This is a genomic window from Microbacterium sp. FW305-3-2-15-F-LB2 (genome assembly GCF_058787255.1).
Window position 1 is genome coordinate 3,421,611 of sequence record NZ_JBYSZO010000001.1, and the last position, 25,529, is coordinate 3,447,139.

Here is a 25,529-nt window from a genome sequence, read left to right on the forward strand (position 1 = left end):
CCTCGACCGTCTGCTTCGGATGCTAGCCGATCCGCGGACGCGTTTGATGCGTTTCAATACCCGGCCGGTGGATCCGTGGACGAGCCCTCGGCCGCGAAGGACGGATAGCCTGGGAGCGATGTCACGGGACGAGAACGCGCGCAGAAGATTGTCCCGCAGCACCCCGAACGGCGCGGTCGTCGCGGTTCTCGCCATCGCCGGCCTCTGCTCGTCGTTCATGTTCACCCTCGTGGTGCCCATTCAGGCGAAGCTCCCGGAACTGCTGAACGCCTCGCGGGATGACACCGCCTGGGTGGTCACCTCCACGCTCCTCGCGGCGGCCGTCATCACGCCGATCGCCGGGCGCCTCGGCGACATGTACGGAAAGCGGCGCATCGTGCTCGCGCTGTTGGCCGTGATGATCGCCGGGTCGGTGATCGCCGCGCTGTCGCCCGGCATCGTCGGGTTGATCGTCGGTCGCGCGCTGCAGGGCGCCGTGGTCGGCGTCGTTCCGTTGGGCATCTCCATCCTGCGCGACGTCCTTCACGAGAACCGGGTCGACAGCGCGGTGGCGCTCATGAGCGCCACCCTCGGCGTCGGCGGGGCGGTCGGCCTCCCCATCAGCGCCCTTGTCGCGGAGAGCACCGACTGGCACTGGCTGTTCTGGATCGCCGCGGCCCTGGGCGCCGTCGTCTTCGTCCTCGTCATCGTGATCGTCCCGGTCAGCGTGCTGCGGACCGCCGGCCGGTTCGACTTCGTCGGCGCGGCGGGGCTCGCCGTCGGCCTCATCGGCATCCTTCTGGCCGTCTCACGGGGGAACTCGTGGGGGTGGACGTCGCCGCTCACGCTGGGTCTGGCCGTCGGCGGCATCCTGATCCTCGTCGTCTGGGGATGGTACGAACTGCGCATCGACGATCCGCTGCTGGATCTGCGCGTCGCCGCCCGGCGGCCGGTGCTGCTGACCAACCTCGCGTCGATCGCGATGGGCTTCGCTCTCTTCACCTCGAACGTGTCGCACCCGCAGATCCTCGAGCTCCCCACCTCCACCGGCGTCGGTCTCGGCCTGTCGCTGCTGGCCGCGAGCCTGGTAGTCATGCCCTCGGGCCTGGTGATGATGGTGCTGTCGCCCCTCTCGGGAGCCCTTGCCCGGACGATCGGTCCCCGCGTGCTGCTGGTCGCCGGATCGGTGTCGCTGATCCTGGCCTACGGCTTCAGCCTCGTGCTCGCCACCGAGGTATGGCACTTCGTCGTGGCGAACATCCTCATCGGCTTCGGCATCGGTTTCGGCTACGCCGCGATGCCGATGCTCATCATGCGTTCCGTGCCGCCGAGCGAGACCGGCGCGTCGAACGGCCTGAACGCCCTCGCGCGGTCACTGGGAACCAGCACGTCCGCCGCCGTGGTCGGTGTCGTGCTCGCGACTCTCTCCACGGGCGAGGGCGAGACGCGCGTGCCGACGGCGCAGGCCTTCAGCGTCTCGTTCGCCCTGGGCCTGGGCGCGGCGATCGTCGCGCTCGTCCTCGCGCTCCTGATTCCCACGCGTCAGGCGCCGAGCGAGAGGCATCCCGCGCTGCCGGAGTGACGCCCGCGTGAGGGGTCAGTTTCCGTCGCTTCCCAGCGTGGCCAGGCGACGAAGATTGACCCCTCACGCGACCGCGGCGCCACCCCGAAGGGTGACGCCGCTGGAGAAGCTGCGGATCAGCGCAGGATGCCGCCGAGGTCGAGCGCGCCGTCGACCACATCATCGACACCGGACGTGACGTCACCCACGACGTCGTCGACCGAGCCCGAGATCTCGTCCACCGAGCCGGAGACGTCGCCGACCGAGGCGCCGTTGTCGCCCGTCGAAACACCGGCGTCGCCGGTGGAGACGCCCGTGTCGTTGCCGGAGCCGACGGGGGCGTCGATCGGGGCGGTCACGTCGTTGCCGGAGCCGACGTCGTTCCCGGAGCCGAGGTCGTTGCCCGAGCCGATCGGCGCGGTGGTGTCGTTGCCCGACCCGATCGGCGCCGTGGTGTCGTTACCGGAGACGACCGGGGTCTGGTTGCCCGAAGCCACGTCGCCGTTCAGCGAGTCGCTGACGATCGGTCCCTGCACGAGCGGCCCGATGTTCGCGATGTCGCCGACCGAGGTCTGGGGGCTGGCGGTGAAGTCGCCGCTCTCGATGAGGCCGCCGACCCAGGTGTAGAACGGGTCGGACGCGTCGACGAACTGCGTCGCGGTCGTCGAGGCATCCGTCGCTGTGACGTTGTCGTCGGCCGATGCCGGCAGCGCCAGTCCAGCGACGGCGAGAGCCGCAGCTCCGGTGCCGGCCGCAGCGATCATGCCGATTCGGGTCTTCGTGTTGTACGTACGCATCAGGTTTCCCTTTCCGTTTCCGTCTACGGCGCTTCCGCCGCATGTGGGGTCATCCGAAGACGACCGGAAATCGGATGGGTGGGAAGCCCGTGGGATGCCGGAATGCGTCGCAGCGCGAGCGACGAGATCCGCGTCACGACGGCGATCGCGGGACACCCTGGCAGAACCCTGGCAATGCGCGACGGGCGGGGCATCTGGGCCCCGGTGGCCGCCGCAGCCCGTCCGCGCCCGCCGGGATCGACCGGGTTCAGGTGGGCGGCGTCGAGGCCGCGCCGCGTCCACGAGCGCGCGTCCGTGCGGCCGGTAGCGGCGAAGCCCGCCTAAGGGACCTCGGCGGAGAGCAGCTCCCGGATCAGCACGGCCATGTTCCCACCGAGCTGGGCGTGGTGATCCGTCACGTAGACGACGTTCGAGTGCGTCGTCACGTGGAGATCGAACAGCGTGGCCGCGAACCATTCCAGCGAGACCCACAGCTCGCCGTCGCGCCGCACGGCCTCGGTGCGCATCGCCCGGACGCGACCGTCGACGAGGATGCCGACGTTACCCCGGGCGAAGTCGACGACACGTCCGTCGGCCAGGCGGAGCGTCGCCTCGTCGCCACCCTCGCGGAGATCGAGTTCGGCGCCGAAGACCGTCGCGAGGAGACTCGACGGCACGTACAGCGAGGAGACGCGCACGAGCGGCTCGCCGGCACGCCCGTGGTACTGCGTCCCCTGCCACCGGAAGACCGGCCCCGGCAGCCGCACGCGCTCCCCCGAGACCCAGGCGACCCCGCAGCCCTCGGCGACGGCGACGGCGAAGGCATCCCCCGGCAGTTCGAGTTCGGGCCGCGTCCTCCGGACGGACCCGTCCGGCGCGCGCCGTACTCCCGAGAACAGGTGATCCCAGACGAGTTGCGCGTCGTCGAAGGTCTGGCCGTGATCGCGCCCGTGGACGTCGCGGAACACGACGTCGGCGAACTCCCCGCGGTAGAAGGCGAAGTTGTCGACGCCGCGCACGGCGATGGTGGGCGGCGTGCGCACGCCGTTCACCCGGAGCCAGTAGTCGAGGTTCTGCCGCACCAGCTCGGTGCCGTTCGTGGCGTAGTGCTGCGGGCCGGCATCCAGGTCGAGGCGCGACTGCCACATCGGGATCGGGCCGCCCTCGTTGATGACGTCACCGTTCTCCGTGAACAGCAGCGAAGGATCGATCGGGGCGCCGGACCCGGCGGCACCCGCGAGCACGGATCCCGCGGCACGGACGAAGGTCGACGTCATCGACTCCCCCATCGACATGCCCTGCAGGAACACCCGCTCGCGATCGATCGAATACTCGTCGGCCGCCCAGTCGATGAGTGCGCGGATGAGTCGGATGTCGTGGTTCTCCTCGGCCGTGCGGGCGGGCGGGTTGAGGTAGAGGCCCTCGGGGTTGGGCGCCGTGAGCGCGTCGACGTGCTCGGGCGCCATGTCGATACTCCAGAAGCGCCGAGACCCGGCATCCGGGAAGATCACGACGAAACCCTCGCGGTCAGCGACGTTCGTCCACGACGAATAGACGGCCTGTCCCCACCCGGTCATCAATCCGCCGTGGAGGGAGATGACCAACGGACACGGCGCGACGGGGTCGTACGACTCGGGCACGTAGGTGTACCAGCGGTCAGTCGCACCCGCCACGATCGTGCCCGTCATCTCCTGCAGACGCGGCGGGTAGGGCTGCGAGTTGTTGCCGTTCTCGTTGACGACGACATCGCTCCCCTTGAGGTACTCCGGCAGGTAGTGCCGGTTGTCGTCGTCGGGAACGCCGGGCCGGATGCGGGCGTCACCGGTCACCCTCGACCACCTCGCTCATCGGCACGCAGGTCACTCGTGATCATCACCGATCTCCGATCCTCTCGTGGGCGTGGCCTGCCGCGGTCGAGCACGTCCGCGGCCTCTCTCACTATCGCGTGGCCGCGCGTCCCCGACAGCCGCCAGGTGGCGGATCGCCACGTCGCGATTGCGTCTGGCGGGCGGATCAGCCGCGCCGTCTCGCTCAGCGAACATGGCTGTGCCGCCGGAGGAGGCGGGGCGATCTCCCTTGAAGGGACGCCACGGATGCCAAGGGAGTGCCAGTGCCAGAGCGTCGACACCCGTGCGCGACGGCACCCGTCCCGAGCGCGCCGAGCGAACAGATCGGCGCGCGCGCATGAGGGCGCGCCGCGCCGATCGTCCCCCCATCTGGACGCCCCGGTTCTCGAGTCTGTTCGCGATCAACTTCGTGATCACCTTCGCGCAGTTCATGACCCTCGTTCTGGTGCCGAAGCTCGCGGCGTCGCTCGGCGCGAGTTCCCTGGTCGTCGGGTTGGTGGCCGGTGTCTTCGCGGTCACGGCGCTGGCGGTCCGCCCCGCCGTGGGCTGGGCGACACTGGTCGTCCGCCACAACTACCTGCTCGCCGGCACGGTCGCGCTGATCCTGGTCGCCTTCGTGCTCTACGCGGTATCGGACAGCATCCCGCTTCTGATCGGAGCGCGTCTCCTGCACGGTGCAGCCATGGGCTTCCTCGCCCCCGTGACGCTCGCGATGGCGAGCGACGCCCTGCCGCCGAGCCGGATGGCCGAGGGCGTGGGCACCTTCTCCCTGGGGCAGGCGGTGAGCACCGCGGTGGGCCCGTCCGTCGGACTGTGGATGGAGACGTCCTTCGGGTACCGCACCAGCTTCTTCGTGGGGGCCGCCATCATGGCCGTCGCGGCGATCCTGGCGCTCCGGGTGCGGTCACCTCGGGCACCCGGGGGCCCGAGCACACCGTGGCGCTTCTCCTCCTTCCTCGCGCGCGAGGCGCTCGTCCCGGCCGCCATCATGTTCTTCCTCGCGGGCGCGTTCTCCTCGGTCAACGCGTTCATCGTGCTCTACGGCGAGGCGCGGGGGGTCGACCAGATCGGCCTGTTCTTCGCCGCCTACGCGGTTTTCATCCTGCTCACGCGACCCTTCGCCGGTGCTCTCGGGGACGCGCGGGGACTGACGGTCGTCATCGTTCCCGGGATGGTGCTGTTCGCGGTCTCGTTCATCGTCATCGCCAACGTCGACACGCTGCTCGGGTTCCTCATCGCCGGCGCTGTCGCGGCCCTCGGGTACGGGATCTGCCAACCCGCCGTCCAGACGCTCGCGCTCACTTCCGTGCCCCCGCACCGGCGCGGTCTCGCGAGCAACACCAGCTACATCGGTGTCGATCTGGGGTACTTGATCATGCCCATCATCGGAGGATGGATCGTCTCGGCCGACATGAACGCCGGCGCCTCCGCCGAGGGCGCGTACTCATCGATGTACCTGCTGTCCATCGTTCCGATCGCGATCGGGCTGTGCCTCTACCTGGTGAGCCGCCGCCCGCACCCTCCCCGGAGCACCGCTGCTCCGGCCCCCACCGAGACCTGAGTCCGACCTCCCCCGAAAGGACCGCCATGAGACCCGTCGCCAACGAGGCCATGCTCATCACCTATGCCGACAGCATGGGCGGAAACCTGTCCGAACTCCACCGCGTGCTGCGCACGCATTTCGCTGGGGCCTTCGGCGGCATCCACGTCCTCCCGTTCTTTCCGTCCTCCGGCGACCGGGGCTTCGCCGTCATCGAGTACGACATCGTCGACCCGGCCTTCGGCACGTGGGATGACATCGACGCGCTCGGCGAGGATTACTACCTCATGGCCGATTTCATGATCAATCACGCCTCGATCCGCTCGGCGGAGTTCATCGACTACATGCAGCGGGGCGACGAGTCCCCGTACAAGAGCATGTTCATCGACTGGAACGAGTTCTGGGGCGGCGGCGAGCCCACCGAAGAGGAGATGGCGGCCCTCTACCGACGCAAGCAGCACGGTCCGTACCTCGACATGACCCGTGCGGACGGCAAGGTCGTCCGCCTGTGGAACACCTTCTTCGCCGAGCAGGTCGACATCGATCCGTGGCAGCCGGTGACGCAGGAGTACTTCGCACGGAACCTGGGGCGCCTCGCCGATCATGTCGCCCTCATCCGCTTCGACGCCTTCGCCTACGCGGCCAAACGTCCGGGAACGAGCTGCTTCTTCGTCGAGCCCGAGGTGTGGGACGTCCTGGAGATCGGGATGGCTCCGATCAAGGACCGCGGCACGCAGATGCTGCCCGAGATCCACGAGAACTACGAGATCCAGCTCAAGATGTCGGCGAAGGGGCACTGGGTCTACGACTTCGCGCTCCCGATGCTGACGCTGCACACGCTGTTCACGGGCCGGACCGACCGGGTGCGCCACTGGCTCGAGATCTGCCCCCGCAAGCAGTTCACCACTCTGGACACGCACGACGGAATCGGCGTGGTGGACGTGGTCGGCCTCCTCGAAGACGACGAGATCGACTCCATCGTCGACCTCGTGAACGCCCGCACCGAGCACCTCCGCGAGATCCTCCCCCTGCCGGCATCCGTCATCCGGCGGGGCGAGAAGGGAGCTCAGCGCTATCAGCTGATGTCGTCGTTCTACTCGGCCCTCGGCGAGGACGACGCGGCCTACCTGCTCGCCCGCGTCTTCCAGCTGTTCGTGCCCGGAATCCCGCAGATCTACTACGTCGGCGCGCTGTTCGGCGCCAACGATCCGGAGGCCCTCGCCGCCGCCGGCGACGCCCGCGCCGCCAACCGACACGACTACACCGCCGCGGAGATCGCTGAACGTGTCGAGAAGCGTGAGATCCAGCAGTTCCTGGACATCCTCCGCTGGCGCAACACCTTCCCCGCCTTCGACGGCGACTTCGACGTCACAGACGAGGCGCCCGGCATCCTGGTCCTGACCTGGACGGATGCCGACAGTGAGGCACGGCTGCGCGCGGACTTCGTCGGGCACCGCTTCACGATCACCGCCGCACGCGGTGCGGACCAGCCGACGCTCGTCTTCGAGTCGTGAGCGGGCTCACGCCTCGCTCAGGACGACGGATCGTCGAACGGGCGAGGCGTGAGCCGGACGTCGAGCTCCATGTTCTCGGGGGTGCCGAACGACGCGTAGCGGTGCGCGGCGCACGCCAGCCACAGATGGTAGGCGTGCCGGGCATTGCCGAGGTTGAGGTCGAACTGCTGCTGAAGCTTGTCGATGCGCTTCTGAACCGTCGAGTGATGCAGGCCGAGGAGATCCGCCGCGCCGCGGATCGATCCGGTCTGCGTCACCGCCGTGACGGTCTCGTCCAGCCACGGCAGATTCCCGTCCTCGATGGCACTGATGATGGGGGATGCCAGGAGATCGCTCGTCTGGGCGTGAAGGAACAGCGGGGCCAGGACACCGAGCCGATCCCAGGTGAGCGCCTCGCCGGGGCGAGCCATCCGGAGCACGATCACCGCGCGCTTCCACGAACTGCGCAGTTCCTCGACCGGAACGGCGGGGCCGATACCGAAGCGCGCCTTCCCGCCGACCTGCGGCCCCATGGCGAACGGCGCGGGCTGGATGGTCGCGCCCACGGTGGCGCCACGGACCACCGCTGACGCTCTCAGGCCCTCGCCCCACTCGACCGGGAGATGCGCGACCACGTGATAGCGCCGGGTCGAATCGAGTCGGAGAGCGGCGAACAGCTGACGACTGCGCTCCTCCGGGATGGGGTCGTTCAGGAGCGTCGCCCACGCCTGCTCGGGTTCGGGGGCCAGGGCGTCCAGGCGGTCCGCCCAGCGCTGCACGCCCTGCGCGATGCGCTCGAGGACGAGTCCGTGCGAGGTGTCCGCGTCGGTCGATTCGATCCACACGAGATCGGCAGTAGCGGGACCGATCGAACGGGACGGCCACTCCTCGTTCTTCTCCTCCGCCCCATCCCCGCGAAGGCGATCTCCGCCCGGGCCGACACGCAAAGAAAGCCGTCGACCCGCCAGCGCCACACCGACCACGCGAGATGTCAACGCCGCCGCACCGCGGACATACGCTTCGGGACCGACACCCCGGGCATCGAGGGCGTCGAAATAGTCCAGGACGCGGAGGGCGGCCGCGACGGACTCGTCCTGCAGCGCCAATCGGGCGAGGAAGTCTCTCATGTCACGGCACCTCCAGGGGTCGACCTACGCACCCGGGGGAACGTGATCGCGTCAGGGGAGACCGCGGCACGCGCGGCCGACGAAGGAACGCTAGCAGGCGCGGCCGCGAGAGCGCGGGGATTCGAAGGTCATGACCGGCCTCGCGCCCGGCCTCACGCCATGTCGACGTCGATGTCCGGCAGCCCGAAGAACTCGAAGGCCTCCTGGATGGCGAGATCCCAGAAGTCCCATTCGTGGGTGAACCCCTCACGGATGGAAAACGTCGCGTCCAGGCCGATCTCCTCGGCGTGTGCGCGGAACGGTCGCAACGTCGTCATGACGTAGTCGTCGTCCGCTCCGCTGGCGAACAGGAGCCGCGGCAGCCGACCGGTGCCGGCCTGTTCGTCGAGCACGCGCCACGAGTTCTCCTCCGACGCGAGGAACGCCTCGAGGCCGCCCGCGTTCTCGACCATGCCCTCCAAGCGCGCGGCGAACACGTCGCCCGAACGGAAGAACTCGGGTGTCAGATCCGAGAAGTCCCTCGGGCTGGCCGAGAGCACGGCCGCCGCTGCGAACCGCTCCGGATTGCTCGCGGCGATCTTGATCGTGCCGCGACCCCCCATCGAGAGACCGGCGAGGAAGTTGTCCTCACGCCGAGAGGAGATCGGCAGCCAGTTGTAGACCAACGGCATGAGCTCGTGCAGGAGGTAGTCGTACATGTCGTAGCCCAGCATGAATCGACTCCAGTTGGAGTAGTTGCTGTTCAGACCGGACGGCATCACGACGGCCACGCCCTTGCGGGCCGCGTACCGCTCGACGTTCGTCTTGCGCACCCAATCGGTGTGGTCGCCGAACGTTCCGTGCAGGAGCCAGACCACCGGCAGCGCGCGCCGCTGCGAATAGAACTCCTGCGGATCCTCCTCGCGCGGCATGTCCGGGAGGATCACGGTGAACGCCTGGTTCGAGCGGAGGAACTTGCTCTCGGTGTTCATCGTCAACAGGGCCATGGTGCGACTCCTCGGGGTGTGGCGCGTCGTGCAGGAACAGGGATCATGATGCGGGGCGAACCGGCGCGGTCTCGTCGAGGGAGGAGGCTTCGGCGAGGACGCGACCGAAGCGGCGCGCGAGCCAGTTGGTGCGAGCGGCGAGCGCACCCTGGGTCACAGCAGCGTGCGGGTAGGCGGTGAACCCGTGGAATCCGCCGCTCCACACGTGCAGCTCGGCGTCGCCGCCGGCGGCCCAGAGGCGGCCCGCGTAGTCAATGATTTCGGAGCGGAAGATCTCGGCCGACCCGACCTCCAGCAGTGCCGGAGGGAGGTTCGCGAGGGAGGTGGCCCGCCCTGGCGCGTTGGCGCCCGCGTCCACCACATCGCCGTCTCCCAGCACGAGCCGCCATGCGGCCGTGTTCTCGTCACGGTTCCAAGGCCCGTGGGGCAGCTGCCGTGCCGAGTCCCCGTCGGCGAGGGGATCGAGCATCGGCGCGAGAAGGAGCTGTCCGCACAGAGCCGGGCCGCCCCGCTCGCGCGCCAGCTGGGCGACACCGGCCGCGAGACCTCCGCCGGCGCTCATCCCCGCGATGATGAGGGATTCGGGGTCGATGCCCCAGTCCGTCGCGCGCGCGAAGACCTCGCAGAGCGCGGCGTAGCAGTCCTCGACGAGCGATGGAGCCGTCACCTCGGGAGCGAGGCGGTAGTCGATCGTGACGACGCTGGCTCCGAAGTCCGAGATCCACCGCCGGAAGTCGGGGGACGCATCCCACGGTGTTCCGAGCACCATTCCCCCGCCGTGGATGTACACGATGCAGGGACAAGGCTCGCGAGTGTCCACTCGGGAGATGTGGTGAAGGGGGATGGCCGTGCCGTCGGGTGCCGTCGCGGTCGCATCCTGGATGCGGAACCCGTCGTCTGCGAGCTGCGCGCGCGCCGAGCCGGCCCACGCCCGCAGGTCCCTCTGCACCGCAGCGAGGTTCTCGGGAGCGAAATCCAAGACGTACACGCCGGATACCCGAAGGGATGCCTCGAGCTCCGGGTCATAGGCCGGGCGTACCGGAACGTCGGGTTCCGCCACGTCGCTCACTCCTTCACCGACCCTTGCAGGAGGGCCGCACTGAACTGCCGCTGGAAGATGAGGAACACCAGCAGGGTGGGGACCATCATGAGCAGCGCGGCGGCGCACAACATGACCACGTCGGTCGCGTGCGCTCCCTGGAATCCCGCCAGGGCGCCTCCCACCGTCCGGTGGGACGGGTCGTCGATCATCACGAGGGTCAGGATGAAGTGGTTCCACGTCCAGAGGAAGCTCAGGATGAGCATCGTCGAGATGGCCGGCCGCGCCAACGGAAGCTGGACCTGCCAGAAGGTGCGGAACGGCCCGGAGCCGTCCAGCTGAGCCGCTTCCTCCAGCTCTCCGGGCATGCCCAGGAAGTGCGAGCGCATCCAGAACACGCCGAAGGGGATCTGGAGAGCGGCCAGCGGAAGCGCGACGCTCCACACGGTGTTCACCAGCCCGAGGCCGTGCATGGTGAGGTACAGCGGCGTGATCAGGCTTTCGGTGGGGATGGTCAGGCCGAGCAGGAAGATCAGGAAGATCAGGCCCGCGAGCGGCACGCGCAGCCACGTGAGACCGTAGGCCGCCATCGTCGCGGTGAGCACGACGACCGGGACGACGATGAACACCAGCGTCGCACTGGAGAGCATCAGGGTCGGGAAATTCGCCAGCTGAAACGCCGTGACGAAGTTCTCCCAGTGCAGCTCTCGGAAGAAGGAGATGCCGCTGGGGAGCGTGTTCGCCGGCGAAAGAGCCACCGACAGCAGTGCCACGAAAGGCAGGAGCGTGAACAGAACGAGGAGGATCAGGACGACTCGGCTGCTGATCTTCTCCGAGAGGGAAACGCGCATTCGTCAGTCCTTCGCCGCAAGTCGCTGGAGGGGGATGATCACGAGGAGGACGACGCCCATGAGGACGATGCCCATCGCGGCCGCACCACCGACCTGCTGCTGGCCGAACGCCAGGTTGTAGATGTCGATACCGGGCACGATCGTCGCGCGGTTCGGGCCGCCCTGCGTGGTGATGTAGACGATGTCGAAGCTCGCCAGAGCGGCGATGATCGTGAGGGTGGCGCTCACCACCAGTTCACGGCGCAGACCCGGGAGCGTGACGGCGAAGAACTCCTGGACGGCGTTCGCGCCGTCCAATCTCGCCGCCTCGTACAGCGAGGAGTCGATCTTGCTGATGCCCGCGGTGAGCATCATGGTCACCAGACCGAGCAGCGCCCAGGTCCCGATGAAGCCGACCGCCGGCAAGGCGGTGTTCGGGTCGCCGAGCCAGGCTCGCGTGACGCCGCCCAGGCCGACGGCATCCAGGATCTGGTTGAGGGCTCCCTCGCGGGAGTAGATCCAGCTCCAGCCGACGGCGGCGGCGACGATGGGGATCACCTGAGGCATGAAGAGAATCGTGCGCACCGCGGCGGCGGACCGCCGGCCTACCGCCGCCCGGGTCAGGACGGCGGCGGCCAGCGCCAGCACGAGCGTGACACCGCAGAAGAACACCATCAGCTCGAAGGCGTGCAGCAGCGAGACGAGTCGGGCCGGGGAGGTGAAGACGTCGAGGTAGTTGGAGAACCCGACGAAGGTCGCCTTCCCCACCCCGTTCCAGTCGTAGAGCGAGTACTGGATCGCGTTCCCGAACGATCCGAGAATCAGCCATCCGTAGAGGGCGAGCGCCGGTGCGACGAAGGCCACGCCGACGAGCGCACGTCGACGCTTCGCTGGTGTCTTCAGGATTCCTCCCCGGCCGGCCCTCATCGGGACAGGTCCTTCTCGTACCCGTTCTGAACGGTGTCGATGAAGTCCTGCGGCGTGCGCGAACCGAGCACGAGAGCCTGCATCTCCGGGTTGAGGACGTCGAGCGTGAACGCCGCCGAACCGTTCGCGATGAAATCGACCGCGCCGTCATCGGCGAGGACGTTCTGGAAGGCGGCGAGCGTGGAGTCCACCAGTGGGCTGCTGCTGGCCGGAACCGACATGTCCGCGGGACCGCCGGGCGAGCTGCCGAGCACATCCACGACGATCTTCCGAGCCTGGTCGTTGCTCTGCACCCAGTTGAGGAAGTACGCGGCCACGTCCTTGTTCTTCGACCCCTGCGGGATCGTGTAGTTGGCCGGGGCCGCCATCGTGTACTGCTTGGCGCCCGCGTCCGCCGGCGGGATGAGGAAGAAGCCGACGTTGTCGCCCATGGCGGCGGTCAGACGCGCGTTCTCCCAGTCACCGACCGGCACGTACAGTGCCTTGCCCGCCTGGAAGTCCGCCATCATCGTCGGGTAGTCGACCGAGGTGGCGTCAGGCGAGATCACGCCGTTCTCCGTCCATTCCTGGAGCTTCTGGGCGGCCGCGAGCATGCCGGGCTGATCGAACGTGGCGTCGGGGCGCTGGTAGATCCAGTCGTTGATCTCCGGCGCGTTGCCGTACGCGTTCTGCAGTTCCTGGAGCAGGAACGGCGTGCCCGCGTCCTTCGCTGCGAGCGAGACGCCGAGGTAACCAGCGGCCACGGCGTCCGTCGCGGCCTTCTCGAACTGGTCGAAGGTCGTGGGCGGGGCGGTGAGGCCGACCTTGGCGGCGATCTCCTTGTTGTAGTAGATGCCGGTGACGTTGTAGCCGATGCCGACCGCGTAGAGCGAGCCGGTCCCCCGGTCTCCCTCGGGACTGAGCCGCGCGATGCGGAGAAGCTCCTGCGACCAGCTGTTCCACCCGTAGGCGTCGTAGTAGGGGTCGAGGTTGGTGAGCAGGCCATCACGCGCGGGCTGAGCCAGCGCGGGCGTGAACAGGATGTCCGGCGGGGTGTCGCGCGTGAGGATGCGCGAGAGGTTGGTGTTGATGTTGGAGTTGGCCTCGGCGACGACGTCGAACGTGACCGTCGGGTTCTGGCGGGTGAACTCCTGCCCCAGCTGAGTGACGACGTCCGCAGCCTCCTGGCTGGTGAGGATCTGCAGCTTCACCGGATCGCTGGGCAGAGTCGTCGAGACACTCGAGGCGGCCGTCGCCGGGCCCTCCGTGCCGGACGATCCGGGGGGCGCGCAGGCGGCCAGTACTGCTGCCGTGGACGCGAGAAGCGCGACGGCCGCGAGCCGGCGATGTGATCGTCCCGCCTGGGAGGGGGCTGCTGTGATCGGGCTCATGAGTTCTCCTTCGGGTGATCGACACTGACCCTTTCCCAAATTCTCTTCACCCCTCTTGCGCGCCGTAGCCGCAACTCGTGCGCACTCGACCGCACGGTGTCCGCCGCGTGGCGGGGGCCTGCGGGATCGCGGGGAAAGGCGCACCGAGGCTCGGACGCACAGGCATCCGTCTGCGTTGACGGACCGCAGCGGCCGGCGCCCGCCGATCGCCCCCGACCGGCGTCAGTCGAGCAGCAGCGCCGGCTCTTCCAGCACGGATGCCACGTCCGCGATGAATCGCGAGATGCCGTCGCCGTCGACCACGCGGTGGTCGAACGAACCCGACACCGTGGTCACCCAGCGCGGGCGCACCTCACCGTCGACGACCCACGGCTTCTGCCGGATCGCGCCGAGGGCGATGATGCCGGCCTCGCCGGGGTTGATGATCGGGGTGCCGGCATCCACTCCGAACACTCCGATGTTCGTGATGGTGAACGTGCCGCCGGTCTGATCGGCGGGGCTCGTCTTGCCCTCGCGGGCGGTCAGGGTGAGGTTCTCGAGCGCCTTGGCGAGCTCGCGCGTGTTCATCGCCTGCGCGTCCTTGATGTTCGGCACCAGCAGGCCGCGCGGGGTCGCCGCGGCGATGCCGAGGTTGACGTAGTGGCGCACGCGGATCTGCGCGCCGTCCTCGGTGTCGACCCACGCCGCGTTGATCATCGGCGTCCGGCGCAGCGCCCACATCACCGCGCGCGCCATGATCAGCAGCGGCGAGATCTTCACGTCCGCGAAGTCGGGCGAGGCTTTGAGACGCTTGACGAGTTCCATCGTGCGCGACGCGTCGACGTCGACCCACACCGACACGTGCGGGGCCGAGTACGCGCTCGAGGTCATCGCGTTGGCGGTGGCCTTGCGGACGCCGCGGACGGGGATCGACTCCTCGCGGGCGTCGTCGACGGGCGCCGGTGCGGCCGGAGCCGGGACGGGGATCGTCTCCTCGCGCACGGCGCCCCACTCGGGCGTCTCGATGTTGCGGAAGACGCTGGCCTGCTCGGCGTGCTTCACGACGTCCTGGCGCGTCACTTCGCCTGCGGGGCCGCTCGGGGTGACCGCCGACAGGTCGACGCCGAGGTCGCGGGCCAGCTTGCGGATCGGGGGCTTCGCGACGACCCCGACGGATGCCTGGACGGGGCGCTCCGCGGGCTTGCGGCGCCGCGACGACACGGCGCCGCCGGTGCCGTAGCCGACGAGCACCGCTCCGCCGGGATCGCTGGGCTCGGGGACCGTGGTCGGCTCCGCGGGCGCCGGGGGCGCGGCATCCGCCGACCCGATCGTGATGATCGGGGCGCCGACCTCGACCGTGGTCCCCTCGGTCGCGAGCAGTTCGCCCACGGTGCCGGAGAACGGCGAGGGGAGCTCGACCAGCGATTTGGCGGTTTCGATCTCGACGAGGACGTCGTTGACGGCCACCTCGTCGCCGGGCGCGACGCGCCACTGGACGATCTCGGCCTCGGTGAGTCCTTCACCGACGTCGGGGAGGACGAAGGTCTGCTCGGTCACGGTGTGTCCTTTGCTCGCGAGACTGCATCGCGCCGACGAGACAGCGGTCGAGGGTCGCGGTTTCGTCGGTGAAATGAAGTCTCGCGGTTCATGGCGGGGAGAGGAAGAGCGGTCAGTAGGCGAGGGAGCGGTCGACGGCCCCGAGGATGCGGTCGGCATCGGGCAGGTACGTGCCCTCGAGCTTCGCGGGCGGGAACGGAACGTCGAAACCCGACACGCGCAGCACCGGCGCCTCGAGGGCGAAGAACGCCTTCTCGGTGACGGTCGCGGCGACCTCGGAGCCGAGCGACGTGAAGCCCGGGGCCTCCTGCGCGTAGACCATGCGGCCCGTGCGGCGCACGGAATCGAGGATCGGGCCGTAGTCGATGGGCGACAGCGAACGCAGGTCGATGACCTCGCAGCTCGTGCCCTCGCTCTCGGCGAGCGCCGCGGCCTGCAGGAGCGTCGTCACCATCGCACCGTGGCCGACGAGAGTGACGTCGGTGCCGCGGCGGACGACCCGGCTGGCGTGCAGCGGCAGCGCGGGGGCCTCGGTGTCGACCTCGCCCTTCTGCCAGTACTTCGCCTTGGGCTCGAGGAAGACGACCGGGTCGGGCGAGTCGATCGCCTGCTGGATCATCCAATACGCGTCGTTGGCCGTAGAGGGGCTCACGACCCGCAGACCCGGGGTGTGCGTGAAGTACGCCTCGGGGCTCTCCTGGTGGTGCTCGATCGCGCCGATGTGCCCGCCGTAGGGGATGCGGATGACGACGGGCATCTGCAGGGCGCCCTCGTGACGGTTCGTCAGCTTGGCGAGCTGCGACGTGATCTGGTCGAACGCGGGGAAGACGAACCCGTCGAATTGGATCTCGAGGACGGGACGGAACCCGCCCATCGCGAGGCCGATCGCGGTGCCGACGATGCCCGACTCCGCGAGCGGTGAGTCGATCACCCGACGCGGTCCGAAGTCGTTCTGCAGCCCCTCGGTGACGCGGAAGACGCCCCCGAGGGGGCCGATGTCCTCGCCCATGAGGAGGACGCGGTCGCTGGTCTCGAGCGCACGGCGGAGGCCGGCGTTGATGGCGCGGCTGATCGGGAGGTTCTCGGTCATTCCGCTCCCCCTTCCATCGACGCCTCGTAGTCGTCGAGCCAGCGCTGCTCCTCCTGGATGAGCGCGTGCGCCTCCGAGTAGACGCTCTCGAACATGTGCGATCGCGGGAGCGTTCCGAGCTCGTTGGTGCGCACGCGGACGTCGTCGGCGAGCGCGCGGCCCTCGGCATCCGCGTCGTCGAAGAACTCCTGCGATGCGCCGCGCGCCTCGAGGTAGGCGCGCATGCGCGCGATCGGGTCACGGCCCGCCCACGCCTCTTCTTCGGCGGAGGTTCGGTACTTCGTGGGGTCGTCGCTCGTGGTGTGCGCGCCGCGGCGGTAGGTCATCGCCTCGATCGCGCGGGGGCCACCGCCGGCGCGGGCCTCGTCGAGCGCGAGCTTGGACACGGCGTAGCTGGCGAGCACGTCGTTGCCGTCGACCTGGACGCTCGGGATGCCATAACCCGCGGCGCGCTGGAACAGAGGCGTGCGCGACTGGGTGGCGACCGGGACCGAGATGGCCCACTGGTTGTTCTGCAGGAAGAACACCTCGGGCGTCTGGAAGCTCGCCGCGAACACCATCGACTCGTGCACGTCGCCCTGGCTGGACGCGCCGTCGCCGTAGTAGACGATGACGGCCTCGTCGCGCTCGGGGTCGCCGGTGGCGCACTTGCCGTCGAACACGAGCCCCATGCCGAGGCCGGTGGCGTGCAGCGTCTGCGCGCCGAGCACGAGCGTGTAGATGTGGGTGTTGCCGTTCTTCGGGTCGAACGGGTCCCACCCGCCGTGGGTGAGCCCACGCATGAGCCGGATGATGTCGATCGGGTCGACACCGCGGATCCGCGTGACCACGTGCTCGCGGTACGAGGGGAAGATGTGGTCCTGGGGTCGCGCCGCGCGGGCCGAGCCCACCTGCGCGGCCTCCTGCCCGAAGGAGGGCGGCCACAGGGCGAGCTGCCCCTGGCGCTGCAGGTTGGTCGCTTGCACGTCGAAGGCGCGGATCGAGACCATGTCGCGGTAGAACGTCTCGAGCTCCGCGTCGGTGAGGGCCTCGATCAGGGGCAGATAGCGCTCGGCCTCAGGGGTGGGCGCGAGGGTGCCGTCGGCCGCCAGGACGCGCACGAGAGCCGGGTCGTCGAGCGGGGTCATGTCCCTACGCTAACGGTCACGCCATGCCCTGCACCGCATGAGGTGCACAACGGATGCCGCGTTCCGGCGTGGATTTCCGACAAGGCGTCTCGACTCCCCGGAGAGGCGAGTGCGGGCTGACGGACCGGTTCCGTAGGGGTGAACGGATGCCGAGAGAGTGCCCTACGCCCGGATGAGGCTCGCGGGAAGCGACACACTGAGGGCGTGGCATCCACCGGGGGGACGATGTTCGACGGGTTCGACAGCCGAGGGGCGATCGCGCTGGCGCGCCGCGCCTCCGTCGCGGCGATCGCCTCGCTCGCGGCCGCGGTGATCCTCGCCGGCTGCGGCGGCACGACGCAGGCAGGCGGAGACGCGCCCACGGGCGGCCCCGGGTTCCCGGTCGCGCTGGACCGCGGCCCCGACGGCGACATCTGGGGGTTAGGCGGGTCGACGGCGGTCGAGATCGACGACACCGGTCGCGTCGAACGGCGGATCGACCTCGATTTCCTCCCCTCGCCGTGGACGATCACCGCGGTCTCGGTGGGCACCGACGACCGACTCTTCCTCAGTGCCGTGTGGAGCGACGGCGACGCTTTCGGCGACATCGTCGCGTACGACGTCGCGACGGAAGAGCACACGGTGCGTGCGCATCAGGAGGGCCCGGTCGGAGACCTCACCGAGGTCGGCGACGACATCGTCTTCATCTCGTTCGCAGCCGACGACGAAAGCTCCTTCACCGTGCGCCGGGCGAACCCGACCGGCGAGATCGCCGACCTCGCCGTGCTCCCGGGCGACGGCCGCCGCGCCGCGATCGACGCGGACCCTGCCGGAACGGTCGTTGTGACGACGGCGGCCGGCCTCACCCGACTGAGCACGACGGGAGCGACACTCGAGGAGTGGCCGCTCCCGGCGGACGCGGCGGATCTCGCGGTGAGTCGCGAGGGGCGGATGCTGGCCACGACGCGAGACGGTGCGTCCTGCGTCGACTGGTTCCGGGTGGATGCCACCGGGCCGGTGCCCCTCGACGGACCGTGCGACGCGGCCGGTTTCGTGTGGCTCGACGAGCAGACGGTGCTCGTCTCCACGGGCGATGAGAACGGCGCGGAACTGGTGCAGATGGCGGCTTACTCGTCGCCGAGCGGCAGGTAACGCGCGCTCACGACCCGGGCCGGGGTCGCCCCGAGCGCGCGGAGGGAGAGCACGCGGCCGGTGAAGCCGCCCGCAACCTCCGTCGAAAGGTAGCGGCCGTCGAGCGCGGCGAGCCACCGCTCACCGTCGGCGTCGACCAGGCCGAACCGGAGGTCGTCGGGCCCGTCGTGGGTGGCATCCACCGCCTCAACCACGAGAGTCACGACATCGCCGGTCGCGCTGGCGGAACGCATGGATGCCGCGAGCGGACCGATACGCGCCCGCACCTCGGCCGCGTCGCCGTCGAGCGTGATCTCGTACCAGTGCTGATCGTCGAGCCGGACCCGCAGGGCCACGGGGGCCGAGGCGTCGACGTGTGCCTCGAACCGCCAGCGCAGGTCGCGCACGCGGACGGCGAGGTCGTGGGATCCCAGGGCGAGGCCACCGGCGGGATGCGGGCCGGGGAGCGTCCCATCGGCCGACACCCACCGCGGGTGCAGGTCGATGCCGGAGAAGTCGTCGGTGAACGCCGTGTCGGGGCGAGCGGGCAGCACGTCGTCGGTGTGCACCACGGGCCAGTCATCGACCCAGCCGATGCGAGCGAGGAACGTCTCGCGTCCGACGACGTGGAACCCGGGCGTGAAGCCGCGCGGTCGGACGCCGAGGTAGACCATCGCCCAGGAGCCGTCGGGGCGTTCGACGAGGTCGGCGTGCCCGGTGTTCTGGACGGGGAAGCCGGTGCTGCGCCGACTGAAGATCGGGTTCGCCGGCGCCGCCTCGAACGGACCGTGGATGGCCCGCGACCGCGCGACGCACACCGCGTGTCCGCGCTCCGTGCCACCCTCGGCGGTGAGCAGATACCACCAGTCGCCGCGCCGGTACAGGTGCGGCCCCTCGGGATGCGCGAGGCCCGAGCCCCGCCAGATCACGCGCGGCTCCTCGAGCCGGATGCCGCGATCGAGGTCCACGCGCACCTGCGCGATCACCGGCAGTGACCCGTCCTCGGGCCGCAGCGCCTCATCGAGCGCGCAGTACGTCAGGACGCACGAGCCGTCGTCGTCCCATGCGAGGTCGGGGTCGATGCCGCCGAGCCCCTCGAACACGATCGGGTCGGACCACGGCCCCGCCGGATCCGTCGCCGTCACGACGAACTGCTCACCCCCGCGCTCGACGTTGGTGCCGACGACGAAGAACGTGCCGTCGCGGTGCCGGATCGTGGGCGCATAGATCCCGCGGCTCGCCGCCGACCCCCCGGCCGGGAACTGCGTCTCGCGCGTCAGGACGTTGCCGAGCTGCGTCCACGTCCGGAGATCGCGGCTGTGCCATAGAGGGATGCCGGGCGCGTACTCGAACGACGAGTTCACGAGGTAGTAGTCCTCGCCCACGCGGCACACCGAAGGGTCGGGGAAGAACCCGGGGATGACGGGGGTCGTCGCGGCATCCCGGATGCCGGCTCCCGAGAGCTCCGTCACGACGCGGCTCAGCGCGGGGCGACGGAGGCGGCGACCTCGACGAGGCGGTCGATCGACTCCTCCTCGCCGATCGAGATGCGGACGCCGTCGCCGGCGAACGGGCGCACGATGAGCCCGGCATCCTCGAACGCGGAAGCGACCTCGAGCGCGCGGTCACCCGCCGGGAGCCACACGAAGTTGCCCTGGGCGTCGGGGACGTCCCATCCGGCCTCACGCAAGCGCGCCACGAGCGCGTCGCGTCGCTCGGCGAGGACGGCGACACGATGCAGGAGCTCGCTCTCGGCATCCAGGCTCGCCAGGGCCGCCTCCTCGGCGGCGGCGGTCACCGACAGCGGGATGGCGGTGCTGCGGGCCGCATCGAGGACGCGCGTGTGTCCGATCGCGTAGCCGACGCGCAGGCCCGCCAGGCCGTACGCCTTCGAGAACGTGCGAAGCATCACGACATTGGGGCGCGCGAGCAGAGCGCGGACGCGGTGGCCCTCGACGGCATCCGGATCGGTCACGAACTCGGCGTAAGCCTCATCGAGCACGATGAGGATGTCTGCGGGCACCGCCTCGACGAACGCGGTGAACTCGTCGAAGCCGACGGTCGGCCCCGTGGGGTTGTTGGGGCTGCACACGATGATCAGGCGCGTGCGGTCGGTGACCGCCGCCGCCATCGCGGGCAGATCGTGACGCGCGTCGGCGGTCAACGGGACCTGGACGCTCGTCGCGCCGGACACGGCGACGAGCGACGGGTACGCCTCGAACGACCGCCACGCGTAGACGACCTCGTCTCCCGGTCCGGCAGTGGCGAGCAGCAGCTGCGCGAGCAGCGACACGCTCCCGGCGCCGATGTGGATGTCGTCGGCCGGCACTCCATAACGGGCACCGAGCCTCTCGCGCAGGCGTGCGGCCGTGGCATCCGGGTAGCGGTTGATCGCCGTGGACGCGCGCACGGCCTCGACCACACCCGGCAGCGGGTCGAACGGGTTCTCGTTGCTCGACAGCTTGAAGGCATCCGGGCTCGCCTGCCGCCCCTGCCGGTAGGCCGGCAGCGCGGCGATCTCGGGACGGATACGGGGCAGGACGGGCTCTTCGCTCACGGGTCGAGCCTAACCAGGACGCCGGTGCGCGCGTCAGACCCCCGTGCCACGATGGGGGCATGCGCTTCGTCATTCGCGTGGCCGTCAACGCCTTCGCCATCTGGATCGTGACCCTGCTGCCGGCCCTGCAGGTGACGCTCATCCCCTTCGCCCCCGGCGAAGGACTGCAGGTGGCCCTCACGCTGCTGTTGGTCGGGCTGATCTTCGCCCTGGTCAACACCATCGTCGGGACGGTCGTGAAGATCGTCGCCTTCCCGCTCTACATCCTCACGCTCGGGCTCATCTCGCTCGTCATCAACGGCTTCCTGCTGTGGCTGACCGGGGTCATCACGTCGAACTGGGACTGGGGCCTGCGCACCGGGGAGTTCTGGCTCACCGTCGTCGCGGCGCTGCTGATCGGCATCATCAACGCCGTGCTCGGCGGCATCCTCCGCCCCCGGCGTGACGAACGCTCACGCCGCTGATGCGCTCGCGGCGCGTCCCGGCCATGATGGAGGGATGACCGCGAGTGCCGACGCTCCTTTTCGCGTCGTCTTCGTGTGCAGTGGCAACATCTGCCGATCGCCGATGGCCGATGCGGTCTTCCGCCGCATCGCGGAACAGGCGGGCCTCGGGTCGCGCGTCGTTTCGACCTCGGCCGGCACGGGCGACTGGCACGTCGGCGAGCGCGCCGATCACCGCACTCTCGCGGCCCTCGAACGGCTGGGGTACGACGGTGCCGCGCACCGGGCGCGACAGTTCACGTTCGCGGACTTCGAGCAAAACGATCTCGTCATCGCCCTCGATCGCAGCCACGAGCGCGTGCTGCGCGGATGGGCCCGCGACGAAGACGACGCCGACAAGATCGCGCTGCTGCTCTCCTTCGTCCCGGATGCCGAGACCCTCGACGTCCCCGACCCCTACTACGCCGGGCCCCCGATGTTCGACGAGGTGCTCGGTATGATCGAACGCGCCAGCCGCGCCCTGTTCCGGCAGCTCGAGCCCGCCATCCGTTCTGCGGGCTGACCTTTTCGCGCGACCCCCGGGAGACCCGTGTCCGCTCTGCCCCCGCAGCCCCTCAGCCCGCTCGACGGACGCTACTTCGCGACCGTCTCGGATATCGGCGACTACCTGTCCGAGGCGGGCCTGAACCGCGCGCGCGTCGAGGTCGAGGTCGAGTGGCTCCTGGCCCTCACCGACCGCTCGCTGTTCGGCACCTCGCCGGTCTCGGACGCCGACCGCGCCCGCCTGCGCGCGCTGTACGAGGAGTTCGGCGCCGACGAGATCGCGTGGCTGAAAGAGAAAGAGGCCGTCACCCGCCACGACGTCAAGGCCGTCGAGTACCTCGTGCGCGACCGTCTCGACAGCCTCGGCCTCACCGCCCTCGCCGAGCTCACGCACTTCGCCTGCACGAGCGAGGACATCAACTCCACCGCGTACGCCCTCACCGTGCAGCGCGCGGTGCAGCGCGTGTGGCTGCCGAAGCTCCGCACCATCACGGCGGCGCTCGCCGCGCTGGCGGTCGAGCACCGGGATGCCGCGATGCTCTCCCGCACCCACGGCCAGCCGGCGACGCCGACCACGATGGGCAAGGAGATCGGCGTCTTCGCGTGGCGTCTGGAGCGTGTCATCCGTCAGCTGGATGCCGGCGAGTACCTCGCGAAGTTCTCCGGCGCGACCGGCACCTGGTCGGCGCACGTCGCCGCCGAGCCCGACGTCGACTGGCCCGAGCTCACGCGCACCTTCATCGAGTCGCTGGGCCTCGGCTTCAACCCGGTGACGACCCAGATCGAGTCTCACGACTGGCAGGTCGAGCTGTACGACCGCGCGCGTCACGCGGGGGGCATCCTGCACAACCTCGCCACCGACATCTGGACCTACATCTCGCTCGGGTACTTCACGCAGATCCCCGTCGCGGGAGCGACCGGGTCGTCGACGATGCCGCACAAGATCAACCCGATCCGGTTCGAGAACGCCGAGGCGAACCTCGAGATCGCCGGCGGACTGTTCGCCACCCTGGCATCCACCCTCGTCACGAGCCGTCTGCAGCGCGACCTCACCGACTCCACGACGCAGCGCAACATCGGCGTCGCCTTCGGCCACTCGCTGCTCGCGCTCGACAACCTTCAGCGCGGCCTCACCGAGATCTCGCTCGCCCAGGACATACTGCTGGCCGACCTCGACGCGAACTGGGAGGTGCTCGCCGAGGCCATCCAGACCGTGGTGCGCGCCGAGATCGCCGCGGGCCGCTCGACCATCACCGACCCCTACGCGCTACTGAAAGACCTCACGCGCGGCCGCCGGGTCGGCGCCCCCGAGCTCGCCGAGTTCGTCCGCGGCCTCGACATCGGCGATGCCGCGAAGGAACGCCTGCTCGCGCTGACGCCGGCCACGTACGCCGGGCTGGCGTCGCGGGTCGTCGACGCGCTGTAAACCAGGGCCATAAACGCGATTCGCCACCAGAAACGCCGCGACGGCGCGTTTCTCGGCGCGAATGGCGTTTATCGCGAAGAGCGGCGGCGCACGCGAACGGGAGAATGGATGCCGTGCGCGCGATGATCATGGACGCCCTGGCCGAACCCCTCGAGGTGCGGGAGGTGCCCGCGCCGACGGCGCCGGCGGGTGGAGTCGTCGTCGAGGTGCACGCGACGGGGCTGTGCAAGAGCGACTGGCACGCGTGGGTGGGCCACGACGACGTCGCGCTCCCCCACGTCCCCGGGCACGAGCTCGCGGGCCTGATCGCCGAGGTCGGCACGGGCGTGCGGGGCTGGAGCGTCGGCGACCGCGTCACGGTGCCCTTCGTCATGGGGTGCGGCGAGTGCGAGTGGTGCCGCGGCGGCAATGCGCAGGTGTGCCCGCGGCAGGAGCAGCCGGGCTTCACGCAGTGGGGCTCGTTCGCCGAACGGGTCGTCGTGCGGGCGGCCGACACCAACCTCGTCGCGATCCCCGACGGAGTGTCGTTCGAGGCGGCGGCGGCCCTCGGATGCCGCTTCGCCACCGCCTACCGGGCCCTGACCGGCCGCGCGCGCGTGCGTGCCGACGAGTGGGTCACGGTCGTCGGGGCCGGGGGCGTGGGGTTGAGCGCCGTCATGATCGGCGCCGCCCTGGGCGCGCGCGTGATCGCCGTCGACCGGACGCCCGCGGCGCTCGAGGTGGCCCGGCGTCTCGGCGCGGAGCACACGATCCTCGCCGACGGCACCGATGTCCCGGCGGCCGTCGCCGCCCTCTCCGAGGGCGGGAGCCACGTCTCGATCGACGCCGTCGGCAGCGCGCAGACCGCGCGCGACGCCGTGCTGAGCCTGCGCCGGCGCGGCCGTCACGTGCAGATCGGCCTGCTTCCCACCGACGACGGGATGACGCCGATGCCGATGGCGCGCGCCATCGCCTGGGAGCTCGATCTGCTCGGCAGCCACGGCATGGCGGCCGTCGACTATCCCGAGATGCTCGACCTCATCGCCCGCGGGGTGCTGCGCCCGCAGGACCTCGTCGAGCGGGTCGTCGGGCTCCAAGAGGCCGCCGAGATGCTGCCGCGCATGGACACCGCGGCGCCCGCGGGCATGACGATGATCGACCCGCGACGGGCCTGAATCGGCGGGATGTCAGGAGCGGGGGGACTCGGGGGCGTCGTCCGGACGAGCGGCGTCGGTCGGAGCCCCCTCGTCCTTGGGGAGGAGCAGCGGGCGATCGACCTGCTTCGCGACCTGCGCGGGGTCGACGGCGAGCAGCAGCAGCGCGACGCTGACAAGCACCACGATGAACGTGACGCCGGCGGCGATGGCTCCCACCACGAGCGCACGCTGCACCTCTTCGGCGGGGCGGGCCTGGAAGGCTCCCATCGACACGAGCGTCACGACTCCGGCGAACAGGGCCGCGATGAACGCGAGACCCAGCAGCTGGACGGGCTTCATGAGATCGCGGCGGGTGGGCTTGTCGTCGGTCATGATGCGGCCTCCTCGGCGGGTGCGGCCGGAACCGGTTGGGGGCGGCGCGGCGAGAACCCGGCGATCGCCAGGAAGACGGCCACGATCGCCGTGTAGGCCCCGAAGATGCCCACGGCGATGGTGATGCCGGTGAGCGTGAAGGTTCCGGCGCCGTCGATCGTGTAGTCGTACGAGAAGGCGGGACTCGTCAACAGGAAACCGACCGCCAGGATCAGCGTGATGATCCCCACCGTGATCCCGTCGCGGAAGTCGGCGCGCCCCGCGCGACGATCGCGCACGGCCCCGATGAGCTCGATCGCTCCGGACACCACCGCCCACACGATCACGAGGATGAAGAAGAACGTCGTGGTCCGCCAGGCGCCGATGCTCGCCGCGAGCCCGGCGATCCCCGTCACGACCGCCAGCAGAATGGGCGTCGTACGCTGACCACTCGGGTACACGAGCCAGACGGACAGGGCCAGGACAAGCGCCGTCGCGAGAGCGAACCCGCTGAACACGCTCGCGCCGACGACCGCGGAGTGATCCGACGAGAACGTGACCATGACCGCCGCCAGGGCGGCGAAGAGCGCGCGCGCCAGTTGGACGTGGCGCACGTCGAAGGCGCGCACAGAAGAAGAAGTGGTCACGGAGGGTCCCGGAAAGACGGAGTCGATGGCATCCAGTCTATTCCCCGGCGGCTGAGCGCCCTCCGTGTGCACCGACGTCGAGATATCG

23 protein-coding genes are annotated in these 25,529 nt (G+C 69.8%); 8 read left to right on the forward strand and 15 right to left on the reverse strand.

Annotation, left to right across the window (positions count from 1 at the left end; translation table 11 throughout):
• Window positions 1-118: 118 nt before the first annotated feature.
• Complete coding sequence (locus tag AC3WLZ_RS16470; protein ID WP_492470804.1) at window positions 119-1,561, forward strand: MFS transporter; 1,443 nt, start codon at window positions 119-121, stop codon at window positions 1,559-1,561.
• A gap of 116 nt (window positions 1,562-1,677) precedes the next feature.
• On the opposite strand, the gene AC3WLZ_RS16475 is transcribed toward AC3WLZ_RS16470, so the two are convergent.
• Complete coding sequence (locus AC3WLZ_RS16475; RefSeq protein WP_492470805.1) at window positions 1,678-2,337, reverse strand: hypothetical protein; 660 nt, start codon at window positions 2,335-2,337, stop codon at window positions 1,678-1,680.
• 320 nt (window positions 2,338-2,657) lie between these two features.
• Window positions 2,658-4,145, reverse strand: a complete 1,488-nt coding sequence (locus AC3WLZ_RS16480) for a CE1 family esterase (RefSeq protein WP_492470806.1) — start codon at window positions 4,143-4,145, stop codon at window positions 2,658-2,660.
• Between the two features lie 355 nt (window positions 4,146-4,500).
• Between AC3WLZ_RS16480 and AC3WLZ_RS16485 the strand changes: the two genes are divergently transcribed.
• Together AC3WLZ_RS16485 and gtfA are read left to right on the forward strand one after the other, a co-directional pair.
• Window positions 4,501-5,724, forward strand: a complete 1,224-nt coding sequence (locus tag AC3WLZ_RS16485; protein ID WP_412926002.1) for an MFS transporter — start codon at window positions 4,501-4,503, stop codon at window positions 5,722-5,724.
• Between the two features lie 26 nt (window positions 5,725-5,750).
• Entirely contained in the window at window positions 5,751-7,217 is a 1,467-nt protein-coding gene (gtfA, locus tag AC3WLZ_RS16490; RefSeq protein ID WP_492470807.1) for a sucrose phosphorylase, read from the forward strand.
• A gap of 17 nt (window positions 7,218-7,234) precedes the next feature.
• On the opposite strand, the gene AC3WLZ_RS16495 is transcribed toward gtfA, so the two are convergent.
• The 9 genes from AC3WLZ_RS16495 to AC3WLZ_RS16535 form a co-directional block, all read right to left on the reverse strand.
• The gene (locus AC3WLZ_RS16495; protein WP_412926004.1) at window positions 7,235-8,323 is read right to left on the reverse strand and encodes a helix-turn-helix domain-containing protein; all 1,089 of its coding nucleotides are present in this window, start codon (window positions 8,321-8,323) and stop codon (window positions 7,235-7,237) included.
• Window positions 8,324-8,475: 152 nt separating this feature from the next.
• Window positions 8,476-9,309: an alpha/beta hydrolase gene (locus AC3WLZ_RS16500; protein ID WP_412926005.1), complete on the reverse strand. Its 834-nt coding sequence runs from the start codon at window positions 9,307-9,309 to the stop codon at window positions 8,476-8,478.
• Between the two features lie 43 nt (window positions 9,310-9,352).
• Window positions 9,353-10,369, reverse strand: a complete 1,017-nt coding sequence (locus AC3WLZ_RS16505; RefSeq protein WP_492470808.1) for an alpha/beta hydrolase — start codon at window positions 10,367-10,369, stop codon at window positions 9,353-9,355.
• Window positions 10,370-10,374: 5 nt separating this feature from the next.
• Window positions 10,375-11,199 (reverse strand): carbohydrate ABC transporter permease, encoded by an 825-nt coding sequence (locus AC3WLZ_RS16510; RefSeq protein WP_492470809.1) that lies wholly within the window; start codon window positions 11,197-11,199, stop codon window positions 10,375-10,377.
• Window positions 11,200-11,202: 3 nt separating this feature from the next.
• A complete protein-coding gene (locus tag AC3WLZ_RS16515; RefSeq protein ID WP_492470810.1) occupies window positions 11,203-12,042 on the reverse strand; it encodes a carbohydrate ABC transporter permease in 840 nt (279 codons plus the stop codon).
• Between the two features lie 59 nt (window positions 12,043-12,101).
• Window positions 12,102-13,475 carry an ABC transporter substrate-binding protein gene (locus AC3WLZ_RS16520; protein ID WP_492470811.1) on the reverse strand — a complete coding sequence of 458 codons (1,374 nt, stop codon included), beginning with the start codon at window positions 13,473-13,475 and terminating at the stop codon, window positions 12,102-12,104.
• 222 nt (window positions 13,476-13,697) lie between these two features.
• Complete coding sequence (locus AC3WLZ_RS16525; protein WP_492470812.1) at window positions 13,698-15,011, reverse strand: dihydrolipoamide acetyltransferase family protein; 1,314 nt, start codon at window positions 15,009-15,011, stop codon at window positions 13,698-13,700.
• A 112-nt stretch (window positions 15,012-15,123) separates the two neighbouring features.
• Window positions 15,124-16,101, reverse strand: coding sequence for an alpha-ketoacid dehydrogenase subunit beta (locus AC3WLZ_RS16530; RefSeq protein WP_492470813.1), 978 nt, complete (start codon window positions 16,099-16,101; stop codon window positions 15,124-15,126).
• Window positions 16,098-17,228: a thiamine pyrophosphate-dependent dehydrogenase E1 component subunit alpha gene (locus AC3WLZ_RS16535; RefSeq protein WP_492470814.1), complete on the reverse strand. Its 1,131-nt coding sequence runs from the start codon at window positions 17,226-17,228 to the stop codon at window positions 16,098-16,100. Before AC3WLZ_RS16535 ends, AC3WLZ_RS16530 begins: the two co-directional genes overlap by 4 nt.
• Before the next feature lie 204 nt (window positions 17,229-17,432).
• On the opposite strand from AC3WLZ_RS16535, the gene AC3WLZ_RS16540 reads away from it, so the two are divergent.
• Window positions 17,433-18,359, forward strand: a complete 927-nt coding sequence (locus AC3WLZ_RS16540; RefSeq protein WP_492470815.1) for an NHL repeat-containing protein — start codon at window positions 17,433-17,435, stop codon at window positions 18,357-18,359.
• Here the strand turns inward: AC3WLZ_RS16540 and AC3WLZ_RS16545 are convergent.
• Both AC3WLZ_RS16545 and AC3WLZ_RS16550 read right to left on the reverse strand, forming a co-directional pair.
• A complete protein-coding gene (locus AC3WLZ_RS16545; RefSeq protein ID WP_492470816.1) occupies window positions 18,335-19,810 on the reverse strand; it encodes a glycoside hydrolase family 43 protein in 1,476 nt (491 codons plus the stop codon). The genes AC3WLZ_RS16540 and AC3WLZ_RS16545 overlap by 25 nt on opposite strands.
• Window positions 19,811-19,818: 8 nt before the next feature.
• On the reverse strand, window positions 19,819-20,895 hold the full coding sequence (locus tag AC3WLZ_RS16550) for a histidinol-phosphate transaminase (protein WP_492470817.1): 1,077 nt from the start codon (window positions 20,893-20,895) through the stop codon (window positions 19,819-19,821).
• Between the two features lie 59 nt (window positions 20,896-20,954).
• On the opposite strand from AC3WLZ_RS16550, the gene AC3WLZ_RS16555 reads away from it, so the two are divergent.
• The 4 genes from AC3WLZ_RS16555 to AC3WLZ_RS16570 all read left to right on the forward strand — a co-directional run bounded on the left by AC3WLZ_RS16555 (window position 20,955) and on the right by AC3WLZ_RS16570 (window position 24,461).
• A complete protein-coding gene (locus AC3WLZ_RS16555) occupies window positions 20,955-21,359 on the forward strand; it encodes a phage holin family protein (protein WP_412926016.1) in 405 nt (134 codons plus the stop codon).
• A 34-nt stretch (window positions 21,360-21,393) separates the two neighbouring features.
• The gene (locus tag AC3WLZ_RS16560) at window positions 21,394-21,900 is read left to right on the forward strand and encodes a low molecular weight protein-tyrosine-phosphatase (RefSeq protein WP_492470818.1); all 507 of its coding nucleotides are present in this window, start codon (window positions 21,394-21,396) and stop codon (window positions 21,898-21,900) included.
• Between the two features lie 27 nt (window positions 21,901-21,927).
• A complete protein-coding gene (gene purB, locus AC3WLZ_RS16565) occupies window positions 21,928-23,307 on the forward strand; it encodes an adenylosuccinate lyase (protein WP_492470819.1) in 1,380 nt (459 codons plus the stop codon).
• A 113-nt stretch (window positions 23,308-23,420) separates the two neighbouring features.
• A complete protein-coding gene (locus tag AC3WLZ_RS16570; RefSeq protein WP_492470820.1) occupies window positions 23,421-24,461 on the forward strand; it encodes a zinc-dependent alcohol dehydrogenase family protein in 1,041 nt (346 codons plus the stop codon).
• Window positions 24,462-24,473: 12 nt separating this feature from the next.
• Here the strand turns inward: AC3WLZ_RS16570 and AC3WLZ_RS16575 are convergent, their stop codons facing one another.
• Together AC3WLZ_RS16575 and AC3WLZ_RS16580 are read right to left on the reverse strand one after the other, a co-directional pair.
• Complete coding sequence (locus AC3WLZ_RS16575; RefSeq protein ID WP_492470821.1) at window positions 24,474-24,815, reverse strand: amino acid transporter; 342 nt, start codon at window positions 24,813-24,815, stop codon at window positions 24,474-24,476.
• Window positions 24,812-25,441, reverse strand: coding sequence for an acyl-CoA synthetase (locus tag AC3WLZ_RS16580; protein ID WP_492470822.1), 630 nt, complete (start codon window positions 25,439-25,441; stop codon window positions 24,812-24,814). Before AC3WLZ_RS16580 ends, AC3WLZ_RS16575 begins: the two co-directional genes overlap by 4 nt.
• Window positions 25,442-25,529 lie beyond the last annotated feature (88 nt).

Bases quoted from the DNA above. Each gene is read 5' to 3' on its own strand.
- AC3WLZ_RS16470 (WP_492470804.1), top strand. From the start codon at position 119: ATGTCACGGGACGAGAACGCGCGCAGAAGATTGTCCCGCAGCACCCCG.
- AC3WLZ_RS16475 (WP_492470805.1), bottom strand. From the start codon at position 2,337: ATGCGTACGTACAACACGAAGACCCGAATCGGCATGATCGCTGCGGCC.
- AC3WLZ_RS16485 (WP_412926002.1), top strand. From the start codon at position 4,501: ATGAGGGCGCGCCGCGCCGATCGTCCCCCCATCTGGACGCCCCGGTTC.
- gtfA (WP_492470807.1), top strand. From the start codon at position 5,751: ATGAGACCCGTCGCCAACGAGGCCATGCTCATCACCTATGCCGACAGC.
- AC3WLZ_RS16495 (WP_412926004.1), bottom strand. From the start codon at position 8,323: ATGAGAGACTTCCTCGCCCGATTGGCGCTGCAGGACGAGTCCGTCGCG.
- AC3WLZ_RS16500 (WP_412926005.1), bottom strand. From the start codon at position 9,309: ATGGCCCTGTTGACGATGAACACCGAGAGCAAGTTCCTCCGCTCGAAC.
- AC3WLZ_RS16510 (WP_492470809.1), bottom strand. From the start codon at position 11,199: ATGCGCGTTTCCCTCTCGGAGAAGATCAGCAGCCGAGTCGTCCTGATC.
- AC3WLZ_RS16520 (WP_492470811.1), bottom strand. From the start codon at position 13,475: ATGAGCCCGATCACAGCAGCCCCCTCCCAGGCGGGACGATCACATCGC.
- AC3WLZ_RS16530 (WP_492470813.1), bottom strand. From the start codon at position 16,101: ATGACCGAGAACCTCCCGATCAGCCGCGCCATCAACGCCGGCCTCCGC.
- AC3WLZ_RS16535 (WP_492470814.1), bottom strand. From the start codon at position 17,228: ATGACCCCGCTCGACGACCCGGCTCTCGTGCGCGTCCTGGCGGCCGAC.
- AC3WLZ_RS16555 (WP_412926016.1), top strand. From the start codon at position 20,955: ATGCGCTTCGTCATTCGCGTGGCCGTCAACGCCTTCGCCATCTGGATC.
- AC3WLZ_RS16560 (WP_492470818.1), top strand. From the start codon at position 21,394: ATGACCGCGAGTGCCGACGCTCCTTTTCGCGTCGTCTTCGTGTGCAGT.
- AC3WLZ_RS16575 (WP_492470821.1), bottom strand. From the start codon at position 24,815: ATGACCGACGACAAGCCCACCCGCCGCGATCTCATGAAGCCCGTCCAG.